Source organism: Endozoicomonas sp. PH6C (genome assembly GCF_059322965.1).
Map to the genome: position 1 here is coordinate 6,982,278 of NZ_CP185342.1, position 24,396 is coordinate 7,006,673.

14 protein-coding genes are annotated in these 24,396 nt (G+C 46.5%); all 14 read right to left on the reverse strand.

Going from position 1 to position 24,396, the window contains the following annotated elements:
• Window positions 1-252: 252 nt before the first annotated feature.
• Window positions 253-390 carry a hypothetical protein gene (locus ACOMG9_RS24925; RefSeq protein ID WP_494529574.1) on the reverse strand — a complete coding sequence of 46 codons (138 nt, stop codon included), beginning with the start codon at window positions 388-390 and terminating at the stop codon, window positions 253-255.
• A gap of 66 nt (window positions 391-456) precedes the next feature.
• Entirely contained in the window at window positions 457-2,247 is a 1,791-nt protein-coding gene (locus ACOMG9_RS24930) for an F-box/WD repeat-containing protein (protein WP_448215036.1), read from the reverse strand.
• Between the two features lie 194 nt (window positions 2,248-2,441).
• A complete protein-coding gene (locus tag ACOMG9_RS24935; RefSeq protein WP_448215035.1) occupies window positions 2,442-4,253 on the reverse strand; it encodes an F-box protein in 1,812 nt (603 codons plus the stop codon).
• Window positions 4,254-4,498: 245 nt separating this feature from the next.
• A complete protein-coding gene (locus ACOMG9_RS24940) occupies window positions 4,499-6,289 on the reverse strand; it encodes an F-box/WD repeat-containing protein (RefSeq protein ID WP_448215034.1) in 1,791 nt (596 codons plus the stop codon).
• A 149-nt stretch (window positions 6,290-6,438) separates the two neighbouring features.
• Window positions 6,439-6,984 (reverse strand): hypothetical protein, encoded by a 546-nt coding sequence (locus tag ACOMG9_RS24945; protein WP_448215033.1) that lies wholly within the window; start codon window positions 6,982-6,984, stop codon window positions 6,439-6,441.
• A 176-nt stretch (window positions 6,985-7,160) separates the two neighbouring features.
• Window positions 7,161-8,963 carry a DPP IV N-terminal domain-containing protein gene (locus ACOMG9_RS24950; RefSeq protein WP_448215032.1) on the reverse strand — a complete coding sequence of 601 codons (1,803 nt, stop codon included), beginning with the start codon at window positions 8,961-8,963 and terminating at the stop codon, window positions 7,161-7,163.
• Window positions 8,964-9,124: 161 nt separating this feature from the next.
• Complete coding sequence (locus ACOMG9_RS24955; protein WP_448215031.1) at window positions 9,125-10,939, reverse strand: F-box/WD repeat-containing protein; 1,815 nt, start codon at window positions 10,937-10,939, stop codon at window positions 9,125-9,127.
• 124 nt (window positions 10,940-11,063) lie between these two features.
• Window positions 11,064-12,860: an F-box/WD repeat-containing protein gene (locus ACOMG9_RS24960; RefSeq protein ID WP_448215030.1), complete on the reverse strand. Its 1,797-nt coding sequence runs from the start codon at window positions 12,858-12,860 to the stop codon at window positions 11,064-11,066.
• A 367-nt stretch (window positions 12,861-13,227) separates the two neighbouring features.
• Window positions 13,228-14,886, reverse strand: a complete 1,659-nt coding sequence (locus ACOMG9_RS24965) for an F-box/WD repeat-containing protein (protein WP_448215029.1) — start codon at window positions 14,884-14,886, stop codon at window positions 13,228-13,230.
• A gap of 222 nt (window positions 14,887-15,108) precedes the next feature.
• Window positions 15,109-16,770, reverse strand: coding sequence for an F-box/WD repeat-containing protein (locus ACOMG9_RS24970; RefSeq protein WP_448215028.1), 1,662 nt, complete (start codon window positions 16,768-16,770; stop codon window positions 15,109-15,111).
• Window positions 16,771-16,904: 134 nt separating this feature from the next.
• Window positions 16,905-18,596 (reverse strand): F-box/WD repeat-containing protein, encoded by a 1,692-nt coding sequence (locus ACOMG9_RS24975; RefSeq protein ID WP_448215027.1) that lies wholly within the window; start codon window positions 18,594-18,596, stop codon window positions 16,905-16,907.
• 231 nt (window positions 18,597-18,827) lie between these two features.
• The gene (locus ACOMG9_RS24980) at window positions 18,828-20,618 is read right to left on the reverse strand and encodes an F-box/WD repeat-containing protein (protein WP_448215026.1); all 1,791 of its coding nucleotides are present in this window, start codon (window positions 20,616-20,618) and stop codon (window positions 18,828-18,830) included.
• 236 nt (window positions 20,619-20,854) lie between these two features.
• Window positions 20,855-22,528 (reverse strand): F-box/WD repeat-containing protein, encoded by a 1,674-nt coding sequence (locus ACOMG9_RS24985; RefSeq protein WP_448215025.1) that lies wholly within the window; start codon window positions 22,526-22,528, stop codon window positions 20,855-20,857.
• A 136-nt stretch (window positions 22,529-22,664) separates the two neighbouring features.
• The gene (locus ACOMG9_RS24990) at window positions 22,665-24,326 is read right to left on the reverse strand and encodes an F-box/WD repeat-containing protein (RefSeq protein ID WP_448215024.1); all 1,662 of its coding nucleotides are present in this window, start codon (window positions 24,324-24,326) and stop codon (window positions 22,665-22,667) included.
• Window positions 24,327-24,396 lie beyond the last annotated feature (70 nt).

The window sequence follows — 24,396 nt, forward strand, 5'->3', positions numbered from 1 at the left end:
AAGGACATTCAAAATGGATTCGATCTTTATAGACTCGGTTTTGTCATGAAAGTTCAAACTATTGAGGTCATTGGCATTAAGAAGACGAAAGCCAGGCACTGTTAACAAAAATATGCGCCATGGGCAGGCGGTTACGAACAACCAGCCTTTCAGGATGCCATCGGGTTATGCGGGTCGTGGAGTACAGATTGAAGTAGCAGGCACCAGCCCGGTGCGGCAACTGCAAGCGGCGCAGAGTGTGAGTGAGTTGGCTTAAACATGAAAGTACCAGTTTACCGCCAGTACGGAAGCAATGGTCAGCAGGGCGCTGCCAAAGGTGACAAGGTATTGCAGGTTGATGGTGGTGTGGATTTCGGTTTTCAGTTCGGCGTATGCCCTGATGCTGTCCATTTTCACTTCGTAGTAGCGGGCGTCTGACTCGGCTTTCCTGATTGACCCTCCGGCCAGTGCCGAGGATCAACTTGGAGAATGATAGAAAGACATTAGTTCAGTGATTCTCACCATGTGATCTTCACTGGCGGTCACCAGGTGTCGGCCATCGACGCAGAAGGTGGCTGAGATGACGGCTTCATCGTGTACAACGGTGGCTTTTTTTACCCATGATCCGTCCTTCCCCAGACCATAAATTTGCGCGGTGTTATCCTTACTGGCGGTCACCACAAGGCAACCATCGGCACTGAAGGTGGCTGATCGGACCCAATCTTTGTGGACTATGGTGGCTTTTTTTACCCAGGATCCACCGGCTTCACGGCCATAGATTTTCGCTGTTTTATCATAACTGGCGGTCACCAAATGGCGGCTATCGGCGCTGAACCCGGTTGAGATGATCCTCTCATTGTGTTTAATGGTGGCTTCTTCTACCCATGATCCAGGGGTCTCCTGACCATAGACTTTCACAGTAATATCATCACTTCCGGTCATCAGACGGCGACAATCAGCGCTGAACTTGAGAGAGTAGAAAAAATGATTATGAGAAACCGTGGTTATTTCTTTCCATGATCCATCATCCTGCAGGTCAAATATTTTCGCTGTATTATTGGAACTGGCGGTTGCAAGATGGCGGCAATCGTCGCTGAAGCAGTGTGAGTTGGCAAAATTATTATGGTTAATGGTGGTTTTTACTTTCCATGACCCGGCCTCCTGACCGTAGATTTTCAAAGTGTTAGGTCTAAAGCGGATCAACGCATGGCGGCCATTGGAGCTGAGGCAGGCCCAATTGACACCATTTGGATCAGCAATGGTGACTTTTGCTTCCAATGATCCATCGTCCTCCAGACCATAGAATGTCGCAACATCAGATGTATTGACAACCAACAGATGTCGGCCATCGGCGCTGAAACTGGCCAATCTGGTCGAAGCATCACAGTTAACAATGTATTTTGCTTCCCATGATCCATCGATCTTCTGGCCATAGATTTTCAGCGTATTATCCAAACTGGTGATCACCACATGACGACCATCAGCACTGAATGTGGCTGAGATGAGCCAGGGATTATGGGAAATGTTGGCTTTTGCTTCCCATGATCCATCCTCATTCATACCATAGATTCCCACCCTAAGACGACTGACGACCAACACATGGCGGTTATCGGTACTGAAAATGGCTTTTTGGACCCAACCATTATCGGGAGTGAAGGCTTTTACTTTCCATGATCTATCGGTCTCCTGGCTGCAGATCTTCACTGTATTATCCAAACTGGCGGTTACTAAGTGGCGGCCATCGGCGCTTAAGGTGGCTATTGAGATTTCGTCAGGATGGGTAATTTCGGTTTTTGTCTTTAAGTTAAATGTTTCACATTGAGACATCAGTTTACTGTTGTTGAAAAGGAGCAAAGCAGGAAAATAAGTACTCTTTTGTTGTTTTACGAGTGACTCGACAGTGTCCCTGTTCGCAAACGGCTTCAACCAATCACGGAGTTGTTGCTCATCTTTTGTCGTAGCGATGGGATTTAGTTGATACAGGTGTGGTGAAGGAAACCGTCGATACCAGGCTCTTTCCAGAGCTTTATGGTTTTCAACAAGATCGCGAAGGTATTTGCATACCTTTGCTAAATGGGTAATCTCCCGAAAATCCAGATAGCGAATAATCATGGTTTTTGATTCGTCGGGCAAACCAAAGAATGAAGATTGATTTTGGTTATATGCAGTAACATCCCTGCCTGCAACCATGCCCGTTGGCACCTGCTCGAGTCGAGGCTGCTCAGGTGTTGAACCGTCATTACCGGAATTATTGTTCAAAGGGGTCATGAGCAGCTCCTTCAGAGCTTCAGAGTCAGTATTTATCCTCACATAGAAAAGGACATACAAAATCGATAACTCTGGTTCCCATGCCGTGGGAACGAGTTGTTAAATTGATTCGATCTGTTTGACTCGGTTTTGTCATAGAAGTTCAAACTATTGATATAACACTGTTTGCTAATCGGTTCTGAGCAAAAAGACGTTCATTCGTAGATCAATCGTTCTTCCAGTTCAGTGATTCTCACCGTGTAATCTTCACTGGCAGTCACCAGGTGTCGGCCATCGACGCAGAAGGTGGCTGAGATGAGGGCTTTATCGTGTACAACGGTGGCTTTTTTTAGCCATGATCCATCCTTGCTTAGACCATAAATTTGCGCGGTATTATCCTCACTGGCGGTCACCACAAGGCAACCATCGGCACTGAAGGTGGCGGATAGGACCTTATCTTTGTGGGTTATGGTGGCTTTTTTTACCCAGGTTCCATCGGCCTTACGGCCATAGATTTTTGCCGTTTTATCATGACTGGCAGTCACTAAATGGCGGCCATCGGCGCTGAACATGGCTGCGGTGATATACTCATTGTGTTCAATGGTGGCTTCTTCTACCCATGATCCAGGTGTCTCCTGACTACAGATTTTCGCCTTGTTATCATAACTTTTGGTCACCAGATGGCAGCCATCGACGCTGAACTTGGCAGAGAGAACAAAGTCGTGATGAGAAATCCTGGTTGTTTCTTTCCATGATCCATCGTCCTGCAGTTCACATATTATTGCTGTATTATCGTAACTGCCGGTTGCAAGATGGCGGCAATCTTCGCTAAGAGAGATTGAGCTGAGACCACTATTATGGGTAATGGTGGCTTTTGTTTCCCATGACCCGTCCTCCTGACTATAGATTTTTAAAGTCATCCATCCATCGCAGAACAACGCATGACGGCCATTGGAGCTGAGGCAGGCCCAGCTGTTACTACCCTCATCAGGAAGGGTGGCTTCTAATTCCCATGATCCATCGTCCTCCTGACCATAGATTGTCGCAACGCCAGATGTGCTGACAACCAACAGATGACGGTTATCGTCGCTGAAGCTGGCCGACCTGTTCGGAGTATCACAGTTAATAATGTATTTTACTTCCCATGATCTATCGTTATTCTGGCCATAGATTTTCAGCGTATTATCCACAATATCCACATTATTCAAACCGGCGGTCAACACATGGCGACTATCAGCACTGAAGGTGGCTGAGAAGGTCGTACGATTATTGGGAATGGTGTCTTTTGCTTCCCAGGATCCATCCTCGTTCATACTATAGATTTCCGCCGTGAAGCGACTGACGACCAGCACATGCTGGTTATCGGCGCTGAAAAAGGCTTCATTGACCCAACCATTCCTGGGAATGGAGGCTTTTACTTTCCATGATCCATCGGTCTCCTGGCTACAGATCTTCAATGTATCATTTGAACAGGCGGTCACCAGGTGGCGGCTATCGGCGCTTAAGGTGGCTTTTAAGATTCTTTCAGGATGGGCAATTTCGATTTTTGTCTTTAAGTCAAATGTTTCACATTGAGACATCAGCTTACTGTTGTTGAAAAGGAGCAGAGCAGGAAAGTAAGTACTCTCATGTTTTTGTACGAGTGACTCGACAGTGTCCATATTCGCAAACGGCTTCAACCAGTCACGGAGTTGTTGCTCACCTTTTGTGGTAGCTATGGTCTTTAGTAGATATTGGTGTGGTGAAGGAAACCGTTGATACCAGGCTCTTTCCAGAGCCTCATTGTTTTCAACAAGATCGCGAAGGTATTTGCAAACCCTGGTTAAACAGGTAATCTCCCGAAAACCCAAATAGCAGATAATCAAGTTTTTTGTTTCATCGGGCAAACAGAATAATGCAGATTGCTTTTGGTTATACAAAGTAACGTCCCTGCCTGCACTGACACCTGTTGGTGCTTCTTCTCGCCGAAGTTGCCTGATTGGCAAGAGTGAACCGTCATCGCTGGAATTGTTGTTCAAAGGGTTCATGAGCAGCTCCTCCCTGAGCTTCAGAGTCAATATTTGTCCCCGCACAGAAACATAGAATAAGGACATTCAAAATGGATTCGATCTACAATAGAGTCGATTTTGTCATGAAAGTTCAAACTATTGAGGTCAGTGGCATTAAGAAAAAGAAGAGCCCTGATCCGGGAAAAGGATAGAAAGGCATTTTTTTATTGAGAGCCCAGTGCAAAAATTGCCAACGGCCTTTTGGTAATACCTTCATTCGATCATCAATCGTTCTTCAATAGTTCTGTGATTCTCATCTTGTGATCTTCACTGATGGTCACCACATGTCGGCCATCGGCGCAGAGGTCGGCTGAAATGACTCTGTCATTGTGTTGAATGGTGGTTTTTTTTACCCAGGATCCATCCTCACTCAGACCATAAATTTGCGCCGTGTGATCCTTACTGGCGGTCACCACAAGGCAACCATCGGCACTGAAGGTGGCCGATAGGACCCAGCCTTTGTGGACAATGGTAGTTTTTTTTACCCAGGCTCCACCGGCCTCTCGGCCATAGATTTTCGCCGTTTTATCATGACTGGCGGTCACCAAATAGCGGCCATCGGCACTGAACTCAGTTGAGATGATCCTCCCATTGTGTTTAATGGTGGTTTCTTCTACCCATGATCCGGGGGTCTCCTGACCACAGACTTTCGCCGTATTATCATCACTTCTGGTCACCAGATGGCGACCATCGGCGCTGAATTTGACTGAGAAGACAAAACGATCATGAGAAAACCTGGTCATTTCTTTCCATGATCCATCATCCTGCAGGTCAAGTATTTTCACTGTATTATCTGAACTGGTGGTTGCAAGATGGCGGCAATCGTCGCTGAAGGAGTATGAGTTGGCAAAATTATTATGGTTAGTGGTGGCTTTTACTTCCCATGAACCAATGGCCTCCTGACCGTAGATTTTCAAAGTGTTTGGTATAACGCGGATCAGCGCATGACGGCCATCGGAGCTGAGGCAGGCCCAATTGACACCACCCGGATCAGTAATGGTGGCTGTTACTTGCCATGATCCATCGTCCTCCAGGCCGAAGATTGTCGCAACGTCATATGTATTGACAACCAACAGATGACGGCCATCGGCGCTGAAACTGGCCGACCTGATCGAAGCATCACAGTTAATAATATATTTTGCTTCCCATGATCTATCAGTCTTCTGGCCATAGGTTTTCAGCGTATTATCGCAACTGGCGATCAACACATGGCGACCATCAGCACTGCAGGTGGCTGAAATGACCGAACTATTATCGGTAATGGTGGCTTTGACTTCACATGATCCGTCCTCGTTCATACCATAGATTCCCACCCCGAAACGACTGACGACCAACAGATGGCGGCTATCGGCGCTGAAAATGGCTTCTTTGAACCAACCATTATTGGAAGTGGAGGCTTTTACTTTCCATGATCCATCGGTCCTCTGGCTACAGATCTTCACTGTATTATCCAAACTGGCGGTCACTATGTGGCGGCCATCGGCGCTTAAGGTGACTGCAAAGATATCATCAGGATGGGTAATTTCGGTCTTTGTCTCTAAGTTAAATGTTTCACATTGAGACATCAGTTTACTGTTGTTGAAAAGGAGCAGAGCAGGAAAATAAATACTCTTTTGTTGTTTTACGAGTGACTCGACAGCGTCCTTATTCGCAAACGGTTTCAACCAATCACAGAGTTGTTGCTCAGCTTTTGTCGTAGCGATGGTCTTGAGTTGATATTGGTGTGGTGAAGGAAACCGGCGATACCAGGCTCTTTCCAGAACTTTATGGTTTACAACAAGATCGCGAAGATATCTGCATACCTTTGTTAAACGGGTAATCTCCCGAAAACCCAGATAGCGAATAATCATGGTTTTTGATTCGTCGGGCAAACAGAAGAATAAAGATTGATTTTGGTCATATGCAGTAACATCCCTGCCTGCAACGATCCCCGTTGGCGTTGGCTCGAGTCGAGGCTGCTTAGGCGTTGGTGAGAGTGAACCGTCATTACTGGAATTATTGTTCAAAGGGTTCATGAGCAGCTCCTCCAGAGCTTCAGAGTCAATATTTATCCTCACATAGAAAAGGACATTCAAAATGGATTCGATCTACATAGAGTCGATTTTTTCATGGAAGTTCAAACTATTGAGGTCAGTGCCATTAAGAAAACGAAAGTCAGGCACTGTTAAACATGAAAGTACCAGTTTACGGCCAGTACGGAAGCGATGGTTAGCAGGGCGCTGCCAAAGGTGACAAGGTATTGTCGGTTGATGGTGGTGTGGATTTCGGTTTTTAGTTCGGCGTATGCCTTGGTGCTGTCCACTTTCAGTTCGTGGTAGCGGGCGTCAGAGTCGGCTTTCACTTCGTAGTAGCGGGCGTCAGACTGGGCTTTAAGTTCTTTGAAGTGGGCGTCAGACTCGGCTTTAAGTTCTTTGAAGTGGGCGTCTGATTCGGCTTTAAGTTTTTCGTAGCGGGCATCAAACTTGGCATTTTGTTTTTCGTAGTGGGCGTCTGACTCAGCTTTCTGTTGTTTGAATTCGGTATCAAACTTGTCATTCATGTCGGCCATTTTTTGGCTGAAGTGTGCCTGATGCTGCAAGATGGCCTCTTGCATGATCAGCACGTCTTTCTTGCTGGCGTTGTGGTCCGGGTCGAGGGAGGCACTGACTTTTGCCGCCAGCTCCTCACTGATGCCGATGTTTTTCAGTTCGTTGAACAGCGTGTCCGTCACATTCAGCTCCTGTTAACCGATGGAAGAGGCTGAAGCATAGACCATGGATGAACAAACTACCTGGGCTGATTGATCCTCTGGCCAGTGCCGAGGATCAACCGAGAGCCCAGTGCAAAAATTGCCATCGGGCTTTTGATAAAAAGCTGTTTGCTGATCGGTTCAGATTGAAAATACGTTCATTCGATCATCAAAATCTTCTTCCATAGTTCAGTGATTCTTACCCTGTGATCTTCACTGGTAGTAACTACATGTCGGCCATCGGCGCAGAAGGTGGCTGAGATAACTGCTTCATTGTGTACAACGGTGGCTTTTTTTACCCATGATCCATCCTTCCCCAGACCATAAATTTGCGCCGTTTTATCCTTACTGGCAGTCACCACAAGGCAACCATCGGCACTGAAGGTAGCGGATCGGACCTTATCTGTGTGGACTATGGTGGCTTTTTTTACCCAGAATCCACCGGCCTCACGGCCATAGATTTTCGCTGTTTTATCAAAACTGGCAGTCACTAAATGGCGGCCATCGTCGCTGAACCTGGTTGTGGTGATCCACCCATTGTGTTTAATGATGGTTTTTTTTACCCATGATCCAGGGGTCTCCTGACCATAGACTTGCACCGTTATACGATCACTTCGGGCCATCAGATGGCGACCATTGGCGCTGAACCTGACAGAGTAGATAGAACTGTCATGAGAAACTGTGGCTATTTCTTTCCATGATCCATCGTCCTGCAGGTCACATATTTTGGCTGTATTATCGAAACAGCCGGTTGCAAGATGGCGGCAATCGTCACTAATGGTGGTTGAGTTGACAATATCATTATGGGTAATGGTGGCCTTGACTTCCCATGATCCAATGGCTTCCTGACCGTAGATTTTCAAAGTGTAATGTCCAACCTGGATCAACGCATGACGGCCATCGGAGCTGAGGCAGGCCCAATTGACACCACTCTCACCATTAAGGTTGGCTTTTACTTCCCATGACCCATCGTCTTTCTGACCATAGATTATAGGAGCGTAAGATGAAGTAAGGACCAACAGACGACGGCCATCGGCGCTGAAGCTGGCCGACAAGATCGAAAGATCACAGTTGATATTGTATTTTACTTCCCATGATCCATCGGTCTTCTGGCCGTAGATTTTCAGCGTATTATTGAAACTGGCGGCCAACACATGGCGACCATCAGCACTGAATGTGGGTGAAATGACCGAACCATTATGGGAAAGGGTGGCTTTTGCTTCCCAGGATCCATCCTCATTCACACTATAGATTCCCGCCCTGAAACTACTGACGACCAACACATGCCGATTATCGGCGCTGAAAATGGCTTCTTTGGCCCAACCATTGACGGAAGTGGAGGCTTTTACTTCCCATGATCCATCGGTCTCCTGGCTAAAGATCTTCACTGTATTGTTCAAACTGACGGTCACTAAGTGGCGGCCATCGCCGCTTAAGGTGACTGCAAAGATATTATTAGAACGGGTAATTTCGGTCTTTGTCTCTAAGTCAAATGTTTCACATTGAGACATCAGTTTGCTGTTGTTGAAAAAGAGCAGAGCAGGAAAATAAGTACTTTTTTGTTGTTTTACGAGTGACTCGACAGCATCCATAATCGTAAACGGTTTCAACCAGTCACGGAGTTGTTGTTCATCTTTTGTCGTAGCGATGGTCTTGAGTTGATATTGGAGTGGTGAAGGAAACCGGCGACACCAGGCTCTTTCCAGAGCGTTATGGTTTTCAACAAGATCGCGAAAATATTTGCATACCCTTACTAAACGGGTAATCTCCCGAAAACCCAGATAGCGGATAATCGTGGTTTTTGATTCGTCGGGCAAACAAAAGAATGAAGATTGATTTTGGTTATATGCAGTAACATCCCTGCCTGCAACCATGCCTGTTGGCACTTGCTCGAGTCGGGGCTGCTCAGGTGTTGGTGAGAGTGAACCGTCATTGCTGGTATTATTGTTCAAAGGGGTCATGAGCAGCTCCTCCAGAGCTTCAGAGTTCGCTTTTCAGTTGTTGTATGCATTCCCACGCAGAGCGAGGGTGTCGCAAAACTCTCTCCGGCGTGGGAACGAGTTGTTAGGACTTAGAGAGGACATCCAAAGGACTTAGAGAGGACATCCAAAACTGATTCGATCTATATAGACTCGATTTTGTCATGGAAGTTCAAACTACTGTTCTTCCATAGCTCAGTGATTCTCACCTTGTGATCTTCACTGGCGGTCACCACATGTCGGCCATCGGCGCAGAAGGTGGCTGAGATGACTGCTCTGTTGTGTACAACGGTGGCTTTTTTTACCCATGATCCATCCTTCTTCAGACCGTAAATTTGCGCCGTTTTATCCATACTGGCGGTCACCACAAGGCAACCATCGGCACTGAAGGTAGCGGATCGGACCTTATCTGTGTGGGCTATGGTGACTTTTTTTACCCATGATCCAGCGGCCTCACGGCCATAGATTTGTGCCGTTTTATCATGACTGGCGGTCACCAAATGGCGGCCATCAGCACTGAAGCTGGCTGTGGCGATAATCTCATTGTGTTCAATGGTGGCTTTTTTTACCCATGATCCAGGGCTTTCCTGACTGAAGATTTTCGCCGTTTTATCATCACTTATACTCACCAGATGGCGACCATCGGCACTGAAATCGACAGAGCAGACAAAACGATCGTGATAAATCGTGGCTATTTCTTTCCATGATCCATCGTCCTGCAGGTCACATATTTTCGCTGTATTATCGTAACTGGCGGTTGCAAGATGTTGGCAATCTTCGCTGAAAGTGGCTGAGTTGATAACACGATTATGGATAATGATGGCTTTGATTTCCCATGATCCAGTAGCCTCTTGAGCGCAGATTTTCAAAGTGTTACGTCCAATGCAGAACAACGCATGACGGCCATCGGAGCTGAGGCAGGCCCAGTTGACACGACTCGGATCAGTAATGGTGGCTTTTGCTTCCAATGGTCCATCGTCCTTCTGGCCATAGATTGTCGCAACGTCAGATGTATCGACAACCAACAAATGACGGGCATCGGCGCTGAAACTGGCCGACTTGATCGGAGCATCACAGTTAATAATGTATTTTGCTGTCCATGATCCATCGGTCTTCTGGCCGAAGATTTTCAGAGTCTTGTCGAAACTGGCGGTCAACACATGGCGACCATCAGCACTGAAGGTGGCTGAGACGATCCAACGATTATGGGAAATGGTGGCTTTTGCTTCCCATGATCCATCCTCGTTCATACTATAAATTCCCGCCCAGAGAGTACTGATGACCAACAGATGGCGTTTATCGCTACTGAAAATGGCTTTTTTGACCCAAACACTATCGGGAGTGGAGGCTTTTACTTTCCATGATCCATCGGTCTCCTGGCTGCAGATCTTCACTGTATCATCCAAACTGGCGGTCACTAAGTGGCGGCTATCGGCGCTTAAGGTGGCTACCAAGATTTCGTCAAGATGGGTCATTTCGGTTTTTGTCTTTAAGTTAAATGTTTCACTTTGAGACATCAGTTTACTGTTGTTGAAAAAGAGCAGAGCAGGAAAATAAGTACTCTTTTGTTGTTTTACGAGTGACTCAACAGCGTCCTTATTCGCAAAGGGTTTCAACCAGTCACGGAGTTGTTGTTCATCTTTTGTCGTAGCGATGGTCTTCAGTTGATATTGGAGTGGTGAAGGCAACTGGCGATACCAAGCTCTTTCCAGAGCTTTATGGTTTTCAACAAGATCGCGAAGATGTTTGCATACCTTTGCTAAACGGGTAATCTCCCGAAAACCCAGATAGCGAATAATCTTGGTTTTTATTTCATCGGGCAAACAGAAGAATGAAGATTGATTTTGGTTATATGCAGTAACATCTCTGCCTGCAACCATGCCTGTTGGCACTTGCTCGAGTCGGGGCTGCTTAGGTGTTGAACCGTCATTACTGGAATTATTGTTCAAAGGGGTCATGAGCAGCTCCTCCAGAGCTTCAGAGTCAATATTTATCCCCGCATAGAAAAGGACATTCAAAATGGATTCGATCTACATAGAGTCGATTTTGTAATGGAAGTTCAAAATATTGGGGCCATTGGCATCAAGAAAAATCGCTCTTCAATAGTTCAGTGATTCTCACTTTGTAATCTTCACTGGTGGTCACCACATGTCGGCTATCGGTGCAGAAACTGGCTGTGATAACGGTTTTATTGTGCAGAACGGTGGCTTTTTTTACCCATGTTCCGTCCTTCCCCAGACCATAAATTTGCGCCGTGTTATCCTCACTGGCGGTCGCCACAAGGCATCCATCGGCACTGAAAGTGGCTGATCGGATCCAACCTTCGTGGACAATGGTGGTTTTTTTTACCCACGATCCACCGGCCTCAAGGCCATAGATTTGAGCCGTTTTATCACCACTGGCGGTCACTAAATGACAGCCATCGGCGCTGAACCTGGTTGCGGTGATACTCCCATTGTGTTCAATGATGGCTTCTATTACCCATGTTCCAGGGGTCTCCTGACCATAGACTTTCGCCGTATTATCACCACTGGCGGTCACTAAATGGCGGCCATCGGCGCTGAACTCGACTGAGTAGACAAAACTATCATGAGAAATCGTGGTTATTTCTTTCCATGATCCATCGTCCTGCAGGTCACATATTTTCGCTGTATGATCGAAACTGGCGGTTGCAAGATGGCGGCAATCTTCGCTGAAAGTGGTTGAGCCGATATTATGATTATGGGTAATGGTCGCTTTTACATCCCATGACCCAATGGCCTGCTCACCGCAGATTTTCAAAGTGTTATAACCAATACGGATCAGCGCATGACGGCCATCGGAGCTGAGACGGGCCTGACTGGCACCACTCGTATCTGTAATGGTGGCTTTTGCTTCTAATGACCCATCGTCTTTCAGATCATAGATTGTCGCAACGTCAGATGTATTGACAACCAGCAGATGACGGCCATCGGCGCTGAAGCTGGCAAAAATGACCGGAGTATCACAGTTAATGGTGTATTTTGCTTCCCATGATCCATCGGTATTCTGGCCGAAGATTTTCAGCGTATTATCGAGGCTGACGGTGAATACATGACGACCATCAGCACTGAATGTGGCTGAGCAGATCCAATGATTATGGGCAATGGTGGCTTTTGCTTCCCATGATCCATCCTCCTTCATACCATAGATTTCCGCCCAGAGACGAAAGTCGACCAACACATGGCGGTTATCGGTGCTGAAAATGACCTTTTTGAACGAACCATTATTGGGAGTGGAGACTTGTACTTTCCATGATCCATCGGTCTCCTGGCTACAGATCTTCACTGTACCGTCCAAACTGGCAGTCACTAAGTGGCGGCTATCGGCGCTTAAGGTGGCTGTTAAGATTTTTTCAGGATGGGTAATTTCGGTCTTTGTCTCTAATTTAAATGCTTCACATTGAGACATCAGTTTACTGTTGTTGAAAAAGAGCAGAGCAGGAAAATAAATACTCTTTTGTTGTTTTACGAGTGACTCGACAGCGTCCATATTCGTAAACGGTTTCAACCAGTCACGGAGTTGTTGCTCATCTTTTGTGGTAACGATGGTCTTTAGTTGATACTGGTGTGGTGAAGTAAACCGTTGATACCAGGCTCTTTCCAGAGACTTATGGTTTTCAACAAGATCGCGAAGGTATTTGCATACCTTGGCTAAACAGGTAATCTCCCGAAAACCCAGATAGCGAATAATCATGGTTTTCGTTTCGTCGGGCAAACAAAAGAATGAAGATTGATTTTGGTTATATGCAGTAACATCCCTGCCTGCAACCATGCCCGTTGGCGCTTGCTCGAGTCGAGGCTGCTCAGGTGTTGGCGAGAGTGAACCGTCATTACTGGAATTGTTGTTCAACGGGGTCATGAGCAGCTCCTCCAGAGCTAAAGAGTCAATATTTATCCTCACATAAAAAACACATAAAAAAGGACATTCAAAATGGATAACTCTGGTTCCCATGCACCAGCGTGGGAAACCATACCTGTCTAGTTAGAGAGGACATCCAACGAGTTAGAGAGGGCATCCAAAACTGATTCGATCTGTTTGACCCGGTTTTGTCATGGAAGTTCAAACTATTGAGGTCATTGGCATTAAGAAAAAGAAGAGCCCTGATCCGGGAAAAGGATAGAAAGACATTTTTTTATTGAGAGCCTGGTGCAAAAAATTGCCATCGGGCTTTTGACATAACGCTGTCTGCTAATCGCTTCTGAGCAATAATACGTTCATTCGGTCATCAATCCCTCTTCACCAGTTCAGTGATTCTCGCCGTTTTATCTTTACTGGCGGTCACCACATGTCGGCTATCCATGCTGAATTTGGCTGAGGTGACTGCACTCTTGTGGTTAATGGTGGCTTTTTCTACCCATGACCCACTGCTCCCCAGACCATAAATTTTCGCCGTTTTGTCGCAACTCGCGGTCACCACGAGGCATGCATCGGCGCTGAAAGTGGCTGACAGGACCCAATCGTCGTGGGTGATGGTCACTTTTTCTACCCATGACCCATCGGCCCGGAGGCCATAAATTTTCGACGTATTGTCAGCACTGGCGGTCACCACATGGCAGCAATCGGCGCTGAAATTGGCTGAGATGACTGCCTTATCATGTTGAATGGTGATTTCTTCTTTCCATGATCCATCGCTCTGCAGGCCATGGATTTTTGCCGTTTCATCCTGGCTGGTGGTTACCAGATAAAGGCCATCGGCACTGAATTTGGCTAAGTAAACCGCATCATCGTGGGAAATGGTGGCGACTTCTTCCCATGACCCACTGGTCCGCAGGCTCTGGATTTTTGCCGTCTTATCTCCACTGGCGGTTACCATATGGCGGCCATCTGCACTAAAGGCAGCTGAGAAGACCGTGAGATTATGGGTAATAGTGGCTTTTACTCCCCATAATCCATTGGCCTGCTGACCGTAGATTGCTACATTGTTATCTCCACAGACCAACAAATGACTGCCATCGGAGCTGAAGCTGGCCCAATCGGCCACAGCATGATGGTGAATAATGGCCTCTTCTTCCCATGAACCATCGTCTGCCTGAGCACAGATTTTTGCCGTGCAATCGTCACTGGTGGTTACCAGGCGTTGGCCATCAGCACTGAAGGTGGCTGAGTTGACCCTTCTATTATGGAAAATGGTTTTTTTTACTTCCCATGACCCATCGTCCGCCCGACCACAGATTTTCGCTGTGTGATCACGACTGGCGGTCACCAAGTGACGGCCATCGACACTGAAGGTAGCTGATATGACCCAATTATAATGGTTAATGATGGCTTTTTTTTTCCATGATCCATTGGTCTTCTGGTCACAGATTCGCACCGTATTATCGAGACTTGCGGTCGCGAAATGTCGGCTATCAGCACTAAAGTTGGCCGTGTTGACATCGTCAAAGTGTTTAATTTTGGTTTTTGTCACGGGCTTGAATGTTTCACATCGAGCCATTTGTTTACTGTTGGTGAAAAGGAACAGCGCCGGAAAATAAGCATTATTCCGTTTTTTTACGAGTGACTTTACAGTGCCCTTATTCGCAAACGGCTTCAACCAATCGCTGAGTTGTTGATCATTTTTTGCTGCAAAGATTGTTTTCAGTTGATATTGGTGTGGTGAAGAAAATCGGCGATACCATGCTCTTTCCAGAGCCTTATCTTTTTTTATGAGATGGTGAAAATATCTGCATACCTTTGCTAAACGGGTAATCTCCCGAAAACCTAAACAGCGTATAATCATGGAATGTGTCAGGTCGGACAAATCGAGGAATGAAGGTGTTTTTTGGTCATTTACGGTAACCTGTCTGCCGGCGCTGACACCCGTTGGGATTCCCTCCAGTCGAGGTCGCTTGGGCGTTGGCGCGAGTCGACCGTCAATGCCGGAATTGTTGTTAAGAGGATTCATTCTCGGATCCTTCAAAAATTCAGATTCAGTATTTATCCTTGCCTGGAAAGGACATTCAAAATTGATTAGACCGATTAGACTCGGTTTTATGATGAAAGTTCATAATATTGAGGTCAGTGAAACCAGGAAAAACAGAGCCCTGATTCGGGAAAATGACAGGAAGACATTTTTCTATTGAGAATCCAGTATAAAAATTGCAATCGTGCCCTCTGTACTACGCTGTTATTCGTTCTTCTGAAGTTCAGTAATTCTCGCTGTGTCATCATAGCAGGTGGTGACCACATTTCGGATATCGGGGCTGAAGTTAGCTGAGCTGACTGTTCGTCTGTGTTCAATGATGGCTTTTACCCGCCATGACCCATCGGCCTCCAGACCACAAATTTTTGCTTTACAGTCCCGACTGGTGGTTACCAGATGATGGCCATCAGCACTGAAGGTGGCTGAAAGGACAGGGCCCTCATGGGTAATGTTGGTTTTTTTTGCCCAGGTTCCATCGGTCTGCAGACCATAAATTTTCGCCGTACGATCGTCACTGGCGGTTACCAGATGGCAACCATCGGCACTGAAGATGGCAGAGCAGACCCAATCATTATGGGTAATGGTGGTTATTCTTTCCCATGACCCATCGGACTTCAGGCCATAGATTTTTGCCGTGAAATCCCGGCTTGTGGTTACCAGATGGAGGCAATCGGCGCTGAAGTTGGCTGAGGTGATAAAATTACCATGTTGAATCGTGGCTGTTTTTTTCCATGATCCATCGACCTGCAGGTTAAAGATATTCGCCGTGTAATCGAAACTGGTGGTTACCAGATGGCAGCTATCGGTGCTGAATTTGGCTGAGTGGATTGGGCTATCGTGTGGAATGACGGCTTTTCCTACCCATGATCCAGCGTCTGACTGACAATAGATTTCCAGAGCGAAATTTAAACCGTAGATCGCCAGATGACGGCCATCGGGGCTGAAACTGGCCGAAACGTTCTGACTAATGAGGTGAATAGTGTCCTCCAATTCCCATGATGCATTGTCCACCTGAGCAAAGATTTTCGCCGTATGATCTTCAACGACAATCACCACACGGCGCCCATCTGCACTGAAGTTGGCTGACTTGGCACCGACAACATGGGGAATGATGGCATTTGCTTTCCATGATCCATCGTCCTCCCGACCATAGATATTCACTGTCTTATCATAAATGGTGGCCAACACATGATGGCTATCGGAGCTGAAGCTGGCCGACCTGACTGAACCGTTATGGGTAATGTTGGCGGTTTCTTGCCATGTCCCACCAGACTGCTGGCTATAGATTTTCAGCGTCCTGTCCAAACTGGCGGTTAACAGATGGCGGCTATCGGCACTGAAGGTGGCTGTTTCGATTTTGTAGGAATGAGTAATTCTGGCTTTTTCCGCTAACTTGAATTTTCTACATTCAGACATCAGTTTACTGTTGATGAAAAGGAGCTGAAGAGGAAAATAAGGACTTTCCTGCTGTTTTAAAAGTGACTCGACAGTGTCTTTATTCGCAAACGGTTGCAACCAATCACGGAGTTGTTGCTCATCTTTTGTCGCAATCATAGCTTTTAATTGATATTGGTGTGATGAAGGAAACCGGCGATACCATGCACTTTCCATAGCTTTATGATTTTTAACAAGATCGCGAAGATATCTGCATACCTTTACTAAATGAGTAATCTCTCGAAAGCCCAGATAACGAATAATCATCGTTTTTGTTTCGTCGGGCAAACGGAAGAAGAAAGATTGATGTTGGTTATAGACAGTAACGTCCCTGCCCGCACTGATACCCGTTGGCGCGGCTTCCAGCCGAGGTTGCTTCGGTGTTGTCGAGGGTGCACCGTCAATGCCGGAATTGTTGTTAAGAGGGTTCAATCTCGGATCCTTCAAAAATTCAGATTCAGTATTTATCCTTGCCTGGAAAGGATGCCTGGAAAGGACATTCAAAATTGATTAGACCGTTTTAACTCGGTTCTATGATGAAAGTTCACAAGTGGAACATTCGATCATCAGTCGTTCTTCTGAAGTTCAATGATTTTCGCCGTGCAATCTTTACTTATGGTCAACACATTTCGGCCATCGGGGCTGAAGATGGCCCATTGGATCCCAAAACTGTCAGAAATGATGGCTTTTTTCTCCCATGATCCTTTGGGTCCCGGGCCATAAATTTTCGCTGTACAATCCAGACTGGCGGTTACTAAATGACAACTATCGGGACTGAAGGCGGCTGACAGGACATAATCTTTATGGCAAATAGTGGCTTTTACTTTCCATGATCCATCAGCCTGCAGGCAGTGGATTTTTGCCGTGTTATCCATACTGGTGGTCACCATATGATTGCTATCAGGGCTGAAGCTGGCCGACCTGATCCGGTCGTTATGCTTAAAGGTGTATTTTACTTGCCATGGCCCATCGGTTTGCGGGCCATGGATTTCTACCGTGTTATCCTCATATACGGTCAACAGATGGCGGCTATCGGGACTGAAGGTGGCTGAATAGAGCCGAGCATTATAGGTAGTGATGGTGATTTTTTCCCATGATCCATCGGACTGCAGGCCATAGATTTTTGCCGTACCATCTTCGCTGGCGGTTGCCACATAGCTGCCATCGGCGCTAAAGCTGGCGGACCTGACTGAATTATCATGGTTAATAGTGACTTTTACTTCCCATGAGCTATCGTCCTTCTGGCCGTAGATAGTTACATTGTTTTCTCCACAGACCAACAAATGACTGCTATCGGCGCTGAAGCTGGCCCCTAGGACCGTAGGATTTTGCATGATAGTGTATTTTGTTTTCCATGATCCATCGGTCTCCTGGTCGTAGATTTTCACCGTCCCATCCATACAGCTGGTCAATAAGCAGCGACCATCGGTGCTGAAGGTGGCTGATGTGACCGAAAAACTGAGAGGGGTGGACATGGTGAGCTCAAATTCACGGGCAATGGTGTCTTTTACTTTCCACGAGCCATCGTCCTCCTGAGCACAGATTTTTGCATGGCAGTCGTGACTGTCGGTCACCATCAGATGACCATCGGGACTGAAAGTGGGTGACAAGATAAGACTCTCATGGGGAATGGTGGTGGTTTTTACTACCCATGATCCATCGGTCTTCTGGCCTGTGATTTTCGCTGTTTGATCAAGGTCGACAGTCACCAAATGGCTGCTATCGGGGCTGAAGGAAGCTTTATTTTTAGTCTCGACATTGGGAATTTCGATTTTTACCACCGGGCTGAATGTTTCACATTGAGACATCAGTTTACTGTTGGTGAAAAAGAGCTGAGCAGGAAAAAAAGTACTTTCTTTTTGTGTTAGAAGTGACCCGATAGTGTCCTTATCCGCAAATGCCTTCAACCAATCACGGAGTTGTTGTTCATCTTTTGTTCTGACGAGAGTATCCAGTGGATTTTGGTATGCTGAAGGAAACCGGCGGTACCATGCTTTTTCCAGAGCTTTTTCTTCGTTAACAAGATCGTAAAGATATTTGCATGTCTTTGCTAAACGGGTAACCTCGCGAAAAGCCAAATAGCGAACAATCATAGATTTTTGTTCGTCGGGCAAACAGAAAAATAAAGATTGATTTTGGTTGTAGACACTAACGTCCCTGCCTGCACTGACAGCCATGGACGTTCCTTCCAGTGGAGGTTGCTCAGGTATTAACGAGAGTGAACCGTCATCGCTGGAATGGTTGTTCAAAGGGGTCATATCGGGTTCCTCCAAAGCTCCAAAGTCAGTATTTATCCTTGCTTGGAAAAAGCATTCAAAATTGATTAAACCTTTTAGAGTCGGTTTTATAACGGAAGTTCAAAATATTCAGACCAGTGGAATTAAGAGAAACCGTTCGCACAAAAAACCACCACTCGCTTTGCTCGGTCATTTCTGCAAAAACACGTCTAATGTTGCCTGCCGTTATCAGGCTTTGTACTCATACAATCCTCAATTGTTCCCCTGTAGTTCAGTGATTTTCACCTTGTAATCTTCTTCACTGGCGGTCAATAGATGTCGGCTATCGGCGCTGAAGGTGGCTGAGAAGAGGCTTCCATTGTGTTGAATGGTGGCTTTTTCTACCCATGTTCCATCCCTTTTCAGGCCATAAATTTTTGCCTTTTTGTCATGACTGGCGGTCACCACAAGGCAACCATCGGCACTAAAGTTGGCTGACAGGATATAACCTTCGTGGGCAATGGTGGCTTTTATTACCCATGAACCATCGTCCTGCAGGCCATAGATTTTTGCAGTGTGATCCAGATTGATGATTGCCAGATGTCGGCTATCGGCGCTGAAGTTAGCCGAGTCGATCGGCTGTGTGAAGGTAAAGCTGCCTTTTTCTAACCATTTTCCAGCGGCATTCCGGGTATAGATTTTTGCCGTATTATCACCATCAATGGTCACCACATGGCGGCTATCGGCGCTGAAGTTGGCTGAGAAGACCACAACATCATGCTTAATCAGGGCTGTTTGTTTCCATGATCCATCGTCCTGCAGGCCATAGATTTTCGCCGTGCAATCTCTACTGGCAGTTGCCAGGTGGCAGCTATCGGCGCTGAAGTTGGCAGACTCGACCCTGCCTATGTGTAGAGGAGGGTCATTTTTTACCCATGATCCGGCGGCCCCCAGACTGTAGATTTTCAGACCGTCTCCTATAATACAAACCGCCAGATGACGGCCATCGGAGCTGAACTTGGTCACAACGATAAGTCTCTCATCGATAGTGCCCTCTATTTCCCATGATCCATCGTCCGACTGACTATGGATCCCCAACACACCATCGCCGAAGGTGAACACATGGCGCCCATCAGCGCTGAAGTCGGCTGAAATGATTGATTTTTCATGGAAAATGGAGGCCTTCAGTTCCCATGACCCATCGTCCTCCAAACCATGGATTGTCGCTGTTTGTTTTAGACTGGCGGTTAACAGATGGCGGCCATCGGGGCTGAAGGCGGCTGCAATGAGCCATTCCCTATGGGTAATGGTGGTTTTTTCTTCCCATGATCCATCATCCTTCAGGGCGTAGATTTTCGCTGTTTGATCTTTACTGGCGGTTACCAGATGGCGGCCATTGGGGCTGAAATTAGCTAAAGAAACCTCATCATTATGGAAAATGGTGGTTTTTGGTTTCCATGTTCCATCGTCCTCCTGACCATAAACTTTCGCGGTATTATCATCACTTCCGGTCACCATATGGCGACCATCGGTGCTGAAGGTGACCGTGTTGACTATTGCACCATGGGTGATTTCGATTTTTTCCACTAACTTGAATTTTTCACATTGAGACATCAGTTTACTGCTGGTGAAAAAGAGTTGAGCAGGAAAAAAAGTACTTTCTTTTTGTGTTAAAAGTGACTCGATAGTGTCCTTATTCGCAAACGGCATCAACCACTCACGGAGTTGTTGCTCATCTTTTGTTTTGACGAGGGTCTTCAGTGGATTTTGGTATTCTGAAGGAAACCGGCGGTACCATGCTCTTTCCAGAGCTTTTTCATCTTTAATAAGATCGCGAAGGTATTTGCATGTCTTTGCTAAACGGGTAATCTCGCGAAAACCCAAATAGCGAACAATCATAGATTTTTGTTCGTCGGGCAAATAGAAGAATAAAGATTGCGTTTGGTTGTAGACAGTAACGTCCCTGCCTGTACTGACAGCCGTCGGCGTTCCTTCCAGTGAAGGTCGCTCAGGTATTGACGAGAGTGAACCGTCATTGCTGGAATTGTTGTTCAAAGGGACCATGAGTAGCTCCTCCAGAGTCAATATTTATCCTCACATAGAAAAGGACATTCAAAATGGCTTCGGTCTAAATAGAGTCGGTTTTGTAATGGAAGTTCAAAATATTGAGTTAAGAAAAAGAAGAGCTCTGACCCGGGAAAAGGATAGAAAGAAACGTTTCATTGAGAGCCCAGTGCAAAAATTGCCATCGTGCTCTCAATATAAGGCTGTTTTTTAATCGGTTTTCAGCAAAAATACGCTCATTCGATCATCAATCGTTCTTCCATTAGTTCAGTGATTGTCGCCGTGTGATCATTACTTATGGTCAACACATTTCGGCCATCGGGGCTGAAGCTGACTAAGTAGACTGCACCCCTGTGAGAAATGATGGCTTTTTCCCCCCATGATCCTGTGGGTTCCAGACCATAAATTTTCGCTGTTTTGTCATCACTGGCGGTCACTACCAGGCAGCTATCGGGACTGAAGCTGGCTAATTTGACCTCCTTATCGTGGTAAACAGTGGCTTTTACATCCCATGATCCATCAGCCTGCAGGCTATGAATTTTTGCCGTGTTATCCTCACTGGTGGTCACCATATGGATGCTATCAGGGCTGAAGCTGGCCGATGTGATCCGGGCCTTATGGGCAAAGGTGTATTCTTCTTTCCATGAACCATCGGTTTGCAGGCCGTGGATTTTTACCGTCTTGCCACTGATGGTCACAACATGGCCGCCATCGGGGCTGAAGGTGGTGGATTCGACCAAATTATCATGGGGAATGATGGCCATTTTGTCCCATGATCCATTGGCCTGCAGGCCATAGATTTTTGCCTCGCAATCGACACCAGCGGTCACCACAAGACTGCCATCGGGGCTGAAGGTGGCCCTCACGACTGCAAGTGATTCGTTATGAGGAATGGTGGTTTTTACTTTCCATGAGCCATCGTCCTCCTGACCATAGATTGTCACAGTCTTGTCTCCACCTGAGGCCGACAAATGACTGCTATCGGGGCTGAAGTTGGCCCATTTGACCGGTGAATTATGCCAGATAGTGTATTTTGCTTCCCATGATCCATCGGTTTTCTGGCCACAGATTTTCAACGTTCTATCCAAACTGGCGGTCAATAAGTAGCGGTCATCAGTGCTGAAGCTGGCTGAACTGACCACAAAATCATGGTGAATGGTGGCTTTTACTTTCCACGATCCATCGTCTTCCAGAACACAGATTTTCGCTTGGTCGTCGGTACCTGCCACCATTTGATGACCATCGGCGCTGAAGCTGGTTGAGAAGACAAAACCTTCATTAGCAATGGCAAGTTTTGCTTCCCATGATCCATCGGTCTTCTGGCCAGTTATTTTCACTGCATCAAAAGAGGCGGCAGTCACCACATGGCAGCTATCAGGGCTGAAGGAGGCTTTTTGGATAGCCCCGGTATGGGGGATTTCGATTTTTTTCACCGGGTTGAATGTTTTAGATTCAGACATCAGTTTACTGCTGGTGAAAAAGAGTTGAGCAGGAAAAAAAGTACTTTCTTTTTGTGTTAAAAGTGACTTGATAGTGTCCTTATTCGCAAACGGCATCAACCAATCACGGACTTGCTGCTCATCTTTTGTTTTGACGAGGGTCTTCAGTGGATTTTGGTATTCTGAAGGAAACCGGCGGTACCATGCTCTTTCCAGAGCTTTTTCATCTTTAACAAGATCGCGAAGGTATTTGCATGTCTTTGCTAAACGGGTAATCTCGCGAAAACCCAAATAGCGAACAATCATAGATTTTTGTTCGTCGGGCAAACAGAAGAATAAAGATTCATTTTGGTGATAGACACTAACGTCCCTGCCTGCACTGACAGCCGTCGACGTTCCTTCCATTGGAGGTCGCTCAGGTATTGACGAGAATGGACCGTCATTGCTGGAATTGTTTTTCAAAGGGTTCATATCGGGTTACTCCAAAGCTCCACAGCCAGTATTTATGCTCGCTTGAAGAAGGCATTCAAGCTTGATTAGATTCTGTTGCAGTTAGAGTCGATTTTGTAATGGAAGTTCATAACATTAAGGTCAGTGAAACAATCAATCACCAATCATTCTTCTGTAGTTCAGTGATTCTTGCTTTGTTATCTCTGGAAACGGTCATCACAGTTCGGGCATCGGCGCTGAAGCTGGCTGAGACAACCTCCCCGTTGTGAGGAATGATGGCTTTTTCCCGCCATGATCCAGCAACCTGCAGGCCGCTGATTTTCGCCGTGTTATCATCGCTGGTGGTTACTACATGAAGGCAATCGGCGCTGAAGTTGGCAGAGTTGACCGCCCCGTTGTGGTGAATGCAGGCTTTTTCTTCCCATGATGCATTGAGCTTGTGGCTATAGATTTTCGCCGTGTTATCAGCACTGGCGGTCACCAGATGGCGGCCATCAGCGCTGAAGTTGGCTGCCCAGACCGCACCATCATGATGAATCCTGGTTATTTCTTGCCATGATCCATCGGCTTGCAGGTCACAGATTTTTGCCGTGCGATCTAAACTGGTGGTCACCAGATGGCAGCTATCGGTGCTGAAGTTGACAGAGGTGATTGTGCTCTTGTGTTGCAGGGGCGCTTTTTTTACCCATGATCCAGCGGCCCCCCGGGCATAAATTTTTAGCGTGTAATCTACACCGAGGATCACCAGATGTCGGCCATCGGGACTGAGCTTGGCCGAAGTGACATAACGTTCATGAACAGTGTCCTCCAGTTTCCATGAGCTATCGTCCCACTGACTATGGGTCTTCACCGTTCTATCGCCACTGACGGTCACCACATGGCGGCCCTCAGCACTGAAGTTGGCCAAATGAATCAATTTATCATGGGAAATGGTGGCTTTTACTTTCCATGATCCATCGTCCTCCAGACCATAGATCTTTGCTGTTTTATTGTGACTGGCGGTTAGCAGATGGCGGCCATCGGCGCTGAAGTTGGCTGAAATGACCCAATTATTATGGGTAATGGTGGTTTTTAATTCCCATGATCCATCGTCCTCCTGAATATACACTTTCACTGTTTTATCGGCACTGGCGGTCATCAGGTGGCGGCCATCGGCGCTGAAGTTGGCTGAGATGAGCCAATTATCATGAGTAATGGTGGTTTTTGATTGCCATGATCCATCGTCTTGCTGAGCATAAATTTTCGCTGTTTTATCGGCACTGGCAGTCACCAGATGACGGTCATCAGGGCTGAAAGTGGCCGTCTTGACTTTTCCTGCGTGGTTAATTTCGGTTTTATCCACGAACTTAAATTTTTCACACTGAGACATCCGTTTACTGTTAGTGAAAATTAACTGAGCAGGAAAATAAATACTCTTTCGTTGTTTTAAAAGTGACTCGACAGTGACCCTGTCGGCAAACGGCTTCAACCAATTACGGAGTTGCTGCTCATCTTTTGTCCTGACAATGGTCTTTGGCTGATATTGGTAGGGTGAAGGGAACTGGCGATACCAGGCTCTTTCCAGAGCTTTATTGTTTTCAACAAGATCGCGAAGATATTTGCATACCTTTTTTAAACGGGTAATCTCGCGAAAAGTCAGGTAGCGAATAATTTTACGCTGTGTTAATTCGGGTAAATTCAGGAATGAACTTTGACTTTTCTCGTAGACAGTCACTTCCTTACCTGCACTGAAACCTGTTGGTGCTTGCTCCAGCTGAGGTTGCTCAGGTGTTGGCAAGAGTGAATAGTCAATACTGGCGTTTCTGTTTACTGGGTCCATGCCTGATTTCCCTTTAGCTCCAAAGTCACTACTTATCCCTGCCTGGAAAGGGCATTCGAAATTGATTCGA